Below are 7,961 nucleotides of genomic sequence, written 5' to 3'. Positions count from 1 at the left end.
TTAGTTCGTCTAGAACTAAGTTAATTTTTCAAATTGATAATAAAGAACCTTATGTCTTGAAAAATAAAGCTCCTGTTTGGTGGACCGTTTTTCCCTATTTTATTGTATTCATGCTGTTTCCCAATAAAAATATTAGTTAATAATTCGTTCTGTGAGATGAAAAGATTTGTGTTATATAACTGAATTTTTATTTAAATCCTTTCAACGGTCTTGGCTGTGAAATCCTTAAACTACTGATTATTGCGGCTACCACGGCAAATCCTGTTGCCAGATATAAACATGCTTGCGTGCTGTTGTTCGGAACCAGATTGAATATCATAGCGACTAATGTTGCTCCTAATGTCTGTCCTAATAAACGGGCTGTTCCCAGCATACCGCTTGCGCCTCCGCTTCGGTTGGAAGGGGCAGAGGAGATGATCGTGCTGTTATTGGGTGTCTGGAATAAACCGAATCCGGCTCCACAGATAAACAGGCGCCATATAATATCCGTATTTGTCGGGTTATCGGGTAATATGGCCAGTAGGAAAAGACCGGTAGCAAATATCGTCATACCGATACCTCCCAGTATACCGGCATGAATCCGTTCGACTAACCGTCCGGCAAGCGGGGCCATGATCATCGTTGCCAACGGCCAGGGAGTAAGAAGCAGGCCGGTCGTTACGTCGCTTCGTCCCAATGCTCCCTGAAGGAAAAAGGGGAGGGAAATCATTGCCAGCATTTGTCCGGTGAAAGAACATATCGACGTGCCGATCGACATGGAGAAGATCGGGATGCGCATCAGGTCGACCGGAAGTAACGGAAACTGTTGGCGTAGCTGATGGCGTACAAAGAAATAACCGATCATAAACAATGTGGCTATACCTGCTATGATCAAAGTTGTGTTCTCTTTATGGGCAATACCTTCCAGCGAGAAAATCAGTAATCCGAATGTAAGAGCGTTCATCAGGCAACTGAGCTTGTCGAAACGGCGGCCGGTGACTTTAACCGGATTGGCTGGCAAATGCATCAGACCGATCACTAAGGCTGCAATGCCGATCGGGATATTGATGGCAAACAGCCAGTGCCACGAACCTAAAGACAGGATGACGGATGCAATGGTCGGTCCGGCGGCAATCGAGACGGCGACGACCAGGGCATTGATCCCCATGCCGCGCCCCAGGAAACGTTTGGGATAAATGATTCGGAGCAATGCCGTGTTAACACTTGTGATGGCGGCAGCTCCGAATCCTTGTAAGATACGTGCGGTTGTCAGCATCCAGAACGAATCGGCAAGGGCGCAGATGGCTGACGTGATGCTGAACAGTAAAATTCCTGATAAGTAAATCTTCCGGTAACCGTAAATGTCTCCCAATGAAGCGAAGGAAAGAAGCGAAATGGTGATTGCCAGCTGGTAAGCGTTGACAACCCAGATCGTGACAGACGGTGAAGTACCCAGGTCGCGGGCTATTGTCGGCAAAGCGACATTTGCAATTGTTCCGTCTATGACGGACATTCCGACACCTAAAGCTGTGGCCAGTATAGCCCAGTAACGTTTAGGTAACGGTAGTCCGTCGTTCTCACTTACAGTTATGGCGCGATTTTGTAATATCATTTATGTCTTGTTTACTTAATAACTTGTCTTACAGCTTCCAGCATAGGTTCGACGGTCAGCGGACTTCCTGTAGCCAGTATCATCCATTGGTTAGGGGTTAAACGTCCCTGACGGAAAATCCGTTCTACTTCGTTCGCGAAGTTCTTGCCTTCCAGATACTGGTCAAGCTGGAATTCTATGATTTGTCCGAAAGCATAAGCCGACAAATACAATGGATAGCTGATCATGTGCGAATAAACAGCCAGTACCGTCTCGTCCTTTACTCCGAAAACAGGCGCATAATATTTGTTCCATATCTCTTTCGATAATGCGATCGTCGCTTCTTTCAGCTGTTCGGCCGTTGCGTCCGGATGGGCATACATCCATTTCCATACGGAAATATCCAACATGGAAATACCGCAAATTTCATACATACTCCATACTTTGTCCAATATTTCCATCGCCTGTTTTTCCGGATTCGGATCGGTGATACCCAATATTTCGAGATCACGTTTCTGGAAAACGAAAGCCAGCGCTTCGGTAAATGCAGTGTTGGGTACGCCGTTCAACATATAATAGTCTACATCATAAAGCGATAAAGTCTGCTCTACATTGTGGCCGAATTCATGGATGGCAATATTGTATCCTTTGTAATTCATTCCTGCTGCCGGAATACGTGTGCGGAGACGTGACTGCTGTCCTTTCATGGATGCTCCCCAGGCATGCCCTGAACCACGGGCGGCATCGACTGTGATCTTGTCGGCCAGATAGTTGGCCCGTTCGGCACTGAATCCCAGCTTCATAAGAATGTCCGGTAACTTCTTGTCCAAAGCTGCCGCATCCGGGTAAAGGGCTTGCGTTTGTACATCCAGCTTGGTCTCGTCGAGATTACTGCGGGCTTTGAAACCGTCGTACCAGATATCGTAGGCTTCCAGTTTGCGTCCCAGACGTTTGGAGATCGTTTTGCCGATTTCTTTCAATTCGGTAGCGGACAGAAATTCATCGAACAGTTTTTCAACATCCTGCAAAGCTACTTCCATATCGTCGTTGAATTTACGGTCGATATAGGTATTACCTGTGTATTTGTCAATGTCTTGCATGGCCTTAAAATTGTTCAGCATCTTCTGATAACGGACAGTCGATTCAGGAGTCGTTTTTACTTCCTTGTTCTCCTGTTGTACCATGTTTGTATATGGATTCCATTCATACGTCCCTGAGTTGATTACTTCGACAGGAATATCCTGTGAAATGATCCGTTTCATCACTTCGTAAACGGTGCGTTGCTTGTCGAGTCCCTCTTTCCCCTTGTTGTAGTTTGCCTTGATTTCATCACGCAGGTTCCAGTGTGACAGCAGGATCATGTCTTTAGGGAACAGGTGTTGACCTTTTTTGTTCATTACATGACCCATGTAAATGTTATACTGGGAGATATAAATGTCGGCATCGCTTTCTGCGTTGGAAGCTGCCTGCAACAATGCAGCAGGGATCCGTTCCGTGAACATGTCGCCCAGACGTGCATAGGCCCAGGCTTTGCGGTCGGTGCCCAATGCTTCTTTTTCTTCCAGGGTAAGGTGGGGGAAGTTTAGCGCGATGATAAAAGCTATTTTATTATTGTATAAGTCATCGCTTAAATGGCTTGAAGGACTGTATGAACCGAACTTCTCGTCGATGGGGTGCAACGGACCGTTATCCAGCTGCAAATTTTTCTGTAAGCGCAGCGACATCTCATTGAAATGACCGCTGATACCTTCGAGATAGTCGCTGATCTTGAGGAATACCTGATACTTTTCATCCGGATCGGCAATATAATTGTCTTCACAAAAAGAGCGGAAGGCTTTTTCGTCACCGTCTGTTTCCAGCCAAAGACGTGCAACCTGGCTGACTCCTTTTTCTATACTCTGTTTGTTACTGTTGTCCCTGGAGGTTAACGTGCTGATGGTCGATTGTATGACGGACGGATCGATGGATGCTTGTCCGTTCAGATACGCTAATGAGCAAATAAGCATAATACAAATGCGTTTAGTTAGATTTCTCATAAGACTTATGTTGTTAAGTTCAAGATCTTTTGTAGTGTAAATAAAAGCGTGAAGCAAATGTAGGGATAATATTTGTATCTTTGTATGTTTTTTAAAAAGAGTAAAACAAGAGATATGAAAAAAGTGTGGGGATTAATGGCTGCTATATGCATCCTGCTGTTCGTATCCGGCCAGGCTTACGGACAATCGTTGAAAGACTTATTGAATTCATCTACAGTAAAGGATGCGGTTACTTCTGTAACTGGCGGAAAGAAACTGACAGTAGAGAACTTGCAGGGAACGTGGACGTATACCAATCCAGCCGTTCAGCTGGAAGGCGATAATGCATTGAAGAATGTAGCCGGGAGCGTGGCTGCTGGTGAATTGGAGAAAAAGCTGAAAACGTATTGTGCCAAGGTCGGTATTGTGGAAGGCATGTTCAACTATGTGTTCAATAGTGACAGTACGTTTACCAATGCATTAAAGAAAAAAACATTGAAAGGTACTTTCTCTGTTAATCCGGATGAAAAAACGGTTGAACTGAAATATGCGTTGGGCGGAAAACTGAAAGTGACAACTTTAACAGCCCACGTCGTGATTTCCGGAGATGAGCTGTCTTTGCTGTTCAATGCAGATAAGTTACTGGATTTTCTGACCAAATTATCATCGATATCTGACAATTCCACTTTGAAACTGGTCAATAAACTGGCCAGCGAGTATGACGGGATGATGCTGGGGTTTGAATTGAAGAAATAGAAGAAAGTAGTATATTTTGAAAGTGGGTGGTCTTTTCGGACTACCCATTTTTATTTCAGTCCCGGCAATATTTTGTAGAGTGTTTTTCTGGTCATGATCTTCTGATTCAGAAAACTTACAATATAGCCTGTTATACAGGCGGCAATGAGCGAACCTTCGCGTATCCCTTCAATGCCTTGGGTGAACATGAGGGAGATGAGTACGGCTAAAGTGACCAGGGTAACATCGAAATACACCTTGAACTTTCCGAATTCCTTATTATAACATCGGGATGCATATTTTACAAATGCTTCTGCACTCATCATAGCTACCTTCGGTTTGATTTCGAGCACTACGCCGATGGATTGTATGAGGCATCCTGTGAGCAATAAGGCCATTGACATGCCGTAACCGGACGGGTGCAGATTGCTTGTTAAAGCCATGTTGAAATCAATGAAAGCGGAGAATATGCAGGAAAAAGGTATCTGAAGAAGTATTTCTATCGTGTCCTGACGACTTCTGTCTTTCCGGATCAACCAGAACTGTCCCAGGATCAGCAGTACGTTTACAATGAATGTCCATGTTCCTAATGATAAAGGAGTATTAAGGCTTAACACGTAATTTACACTGGAGATAGGAGTGGTTCCTAATGCAGAGCGAACGATCAATACAATGCCTACAGCTAAAAAATATAATCCTAAAATAAATACCGAATACTTTTTTAATAGTTCTTTTATATCCATATCAAATCTCTATTTGTCTGATCTCTTTCTTTTTGATAGTTAGAAAAAGATATGCAAATATCCGATTTATTTTTCAAAACCGGATGTTATGGTGAATAAATTATTATCAAAATGATAATTTAACGGGGGAATGGAGGCACTATTTGAATCCTGGGTCAGCCTGGCCTTTGTGTAGACGATTCCTGGATGGGTTAGGTTGGGAAAATAGCTATTATAAGTCGAGGTTTTGTGTTAAACAGATGTTGAAACCTCGCGGTTGTAAATATTTGTCTTTTTATTTTCTGTTATGCTGATGTTTTTGATAATTTTATTTTGTTCGTATGACGTTGTCTTTTAGAGTGTAAAATATGCTGTTTAGCATAAAAAAGTATTGTTTCTGAACTGTTTTTCAGTGTGTTTTTGTGCTTTATTAACAGAAAAACTCATCTTAAATAAACCAGGGATCCGTTTAAAACGAGAAAAAACTCGTTTTAAACGAGATTGAAATTTGTTTTAGATGAAGTTATCAAAATGATAAACCTTTACTTTGTGTTAAAAAATGTAATATCAATCTATCTGGAAGCTCTTTCCTGTGAGATGTGTCTGTTTCTATTTTGAGCTTATTTGTATCTAAAGTGATAAAATAAGCTCAAAAAATAGCCATTATGATAGTCGGTGCAAAATAGTGATTCTGTTCTATTGCTTCTTATATTCTTCAACAAGTTCCAGCAGTACGCTACCATAGTTTTCGATTACTTTTTTTCCTATTCCGGGGATTGCAAGCAATTCGCGTGAATTGGAAGGTAGTGTATTGACAATACCCAGCAATGCTTTCTGTTGAAGGATCGTATAAGGAGGCAATCCTTTTTCTGTTGCCAGCTCATAGCGCCACCGCTTAATGCTGTTATAGAGTTCGGGATGGAGAACGTCGCTCGAAACAGTCACTTTGGCCGGCTGCGAAGAACGTTCAGAACGTTTTTTAGCGGATGCGGGCGGTTCAATGGACGCTTTTGCTTTGGCGGATAGATAGCGGACGACAGAAAAGCCGTCTACGCATGCTTTCAGCGTCTCCTGCTTTAAATGGAGTTCTTCCGTAAATTTGCTGATCGCATTGTTCACCGCTTTCCGGCTTTCCTTGTTATCTATTTCGACAGCGGAATTTTCCTCGAGAGATGTACACAGGCTGTCGATACGCTCGATGAAATAGGCTACTCCTTTCCGCACACGTTCCTGGATGGTTTCGTCCTGTTGGTAATCGGGGTTTCCGGAGATCATGCGCGTCAGTTGCTGTTGGAAGCGTCCGCCTACTTCTGTTATTACGGAACGGAAGGCATCACGGGTGTTGGCATATTGCGTGTTGAGTTCCGGATATAATTTCTGTAAATGAGTATATACCGTATAAGCGGCATATTGCAGGCGTTGCTGGATGGAGGTGAAATTGAAAAGTTCGATAACCAGTTCCAGGTAATATTGCTGTTGCGCCTGTTCCAACTGTTCTTTTCCTGGTTGTTTGTCGGTGACGGAACTGGTAAATTCCTGTATCCTCATATCCTTGATCATCGCGTTGCGGGTGATCGGACTGCTTAAAACCAATCCCTCCAGGGTTTTGCAGCGACTGAGTGCCACATAGACCTGACCGTGTGAAAAGGCTGCCGAGGCATCGATGATGGCATGTTCGAAAGTCAGGCCCTGGCTTTTATGGATCGTGATCGCCCAGGCTGTTTTCAACGGATACTGGCTGAAAGTTCCGGCAACCGTCTCTGTTATTTCTTTGGTGTCCGGATTGATCGTGTATTTGACATTCGTCCAGGTTTCTCTTTCTACCTGTATTTCATTGCCGTCTTCTCCGACAACCGTTATTTTGTTCGGGTTGATAAAAACGATTTTACCGATTTTACCGTTGTAGTACCGGTGTTCGCCGGAAGAGTCATTTTTGACGAACATAACCTGGGCTCCGTTTTTCAGTTCCAGTTGATTATCGGTTGGATAAGAGTATTCAGGGAAGTCGTTGTTTATTTCGGCATTGAAGGTGTATGACTTACCGGGCAATTCGGCTAACTTCCGGTTGTTGAGTTGCTGTGCCTGATAATTATGTGTTGTAAGTGTGATATACCCTTGTTGGTCGTCTGGGGCGAAATCGGGTATATATCGCTGGTTAAGACTGTTTAATGTTTCTTCATCGAATCTGTTTTCCCTGATGTTATTCAGCAGGGAGATGAATGTACTGTCATTTTGGCGATACACCTTGGTGAGTTCGATGCAGTAGTAATTGCTTTCCGAAAGCGCTTTACTGTCGAAGAAAAAGGTGGACGGATAATGTTCTTTCAATAAGTTCCATTCGTCATCTTTGGCAACAGGCGCCAGCTGTTGCAAGTCACCGATCAGTAATAGTTGTACGCCGCCGAAAGGTTTTGTCCGGTCTTTATAGCGGCAAAGTACGTCGCTGATCGCATCCAGCAGGTCGGCTCGTACCATACTGACTTCATCTATCACCAATAAATCCATGCTTCGGATGATATTAATCTTATCCCGGCTGAATTTATTCGTGAAATTTTTTGCCTGGTCTGCCTCCCTGCTTGCCGAGGGGAGATAAGGGCCAAACGGTAACTGGAAGAATGAATGGATTGTAACACCTCCTGCGTTGATGGCGGCTACACCTGTGGGAGCAACAACGATCATACGTTTGGGGGAAACTTCTTTAAGTTTTTTCAGAAACGTTGTTTTTCCTGTTCCGGCTTTACCTGTCAGAAAAAGGTGAGTACCTGTATTCTGTAAGAAGTTGAAGGCAAGGTCAAATTGTTGGTTCATTTGCATCATCATAGATCTATTGTTTATGGTATCTGCAAATATATAATAAAAAAACGTGAAAAATGCGCTTATGAGCTAAAAATCAAGCTGACAAGCGCATTTTTTTTTATT

5 protein-coding genes are annotated in these 7,961 nt (G+C 43.4%); 1 reads left to right on the top strand and 4 read right to left on the bottom strand.

Going from position 1 to position 7,961, the window contains the following annotated elements; all coding sequences use genetic code 11:
• Positions 1–187: 187 nt before the first annotated feature.
• Together DWW91_RS07555 and DWW91_RS07550 are read right to left on the bottom strand one after the other, a co-directional pair.
• Positions 188–1,591 (bottom strand): MFS transporter, encoded by a 1,404-nt coding sequence (locus DWW91_RS07555; RefSeq protein ID WP_122327369.1) that lies wholly within the window; start codon positions 1,589–1,591, stop codon positions 188–190.
• A gap of 11 nt (positions 1,592–1,602) precedes the next feature.
• Entirely contained in the window at positions 1,603–3,606 is a 2,004-nt protein-coding gene (locus DWW91_RS07550) for a hypothetical protein (RefSeq protein WP_233584439.1), read from the bottom strand.
• Positions 3,607–3,720: 114 nt separating this feature from the next.
• Here DWW91_RS07550 and DWW91_RS07545 point away from each other — a divergent pair, with 114 nt between their 5' ends.
• A complete protein-coding gene (locus DWW91_RS07545) occupies positions 3,721–4,341 on the top strand; it encodes a DUF4923 family protein (protein ID WP_010802385.1) in 621 nt (206 codons plus the stop codon).
• Positions 4,342–4,391: 50 nt separating this feature from the next.
• On the opposite strand, the gene DWW91_RS07540 is transcribed toward DWW91_RS07545, so the two are convergent.
• Both DWW91_RS07540 and DWW91_RS07535 read right to left on the bottom strand, forming a co-directional pair.
• On the bottom strand, positions 4,392–5,063 hold the full coding sequence (locus DWW91_RS07540) for a YitT family protein (RefSeq protein WP_007659087.1): 672 nt from the start codon (positions 5,061–5,063) through the stop codon (positions 4,392–4,394).
• 675 nt (positions 5,064–5,738) lie between these two features.
• On the bottom strand, positions 5,739–7,856 hold the full coding sequence (locus DWW91_RS07535; RefSeq protein ID WP_048314945.1) for an HRDC domain-containing protein: 2,118 nt from the start codon (positions 7,854–7,856) through the stop codon (positions 5,739–5,741).
• Positions 7,857–7,961: the final 105 nt, after the last annotated feature.

Origin of the sequence: Parabacteroides sp. AF17-3 (assembly GCF_003635445.1) — a bacterium.
Classification (GTDB): Bacteria; Bacteroidota; Bacteroidia; order Bacteroidales; family Tannerellaceae; genus Parabacteroides; species Parabacteroides goldsteinii.
This window is presented reverse-complemented; position numbering and strand designations above follow the sequence as displayed.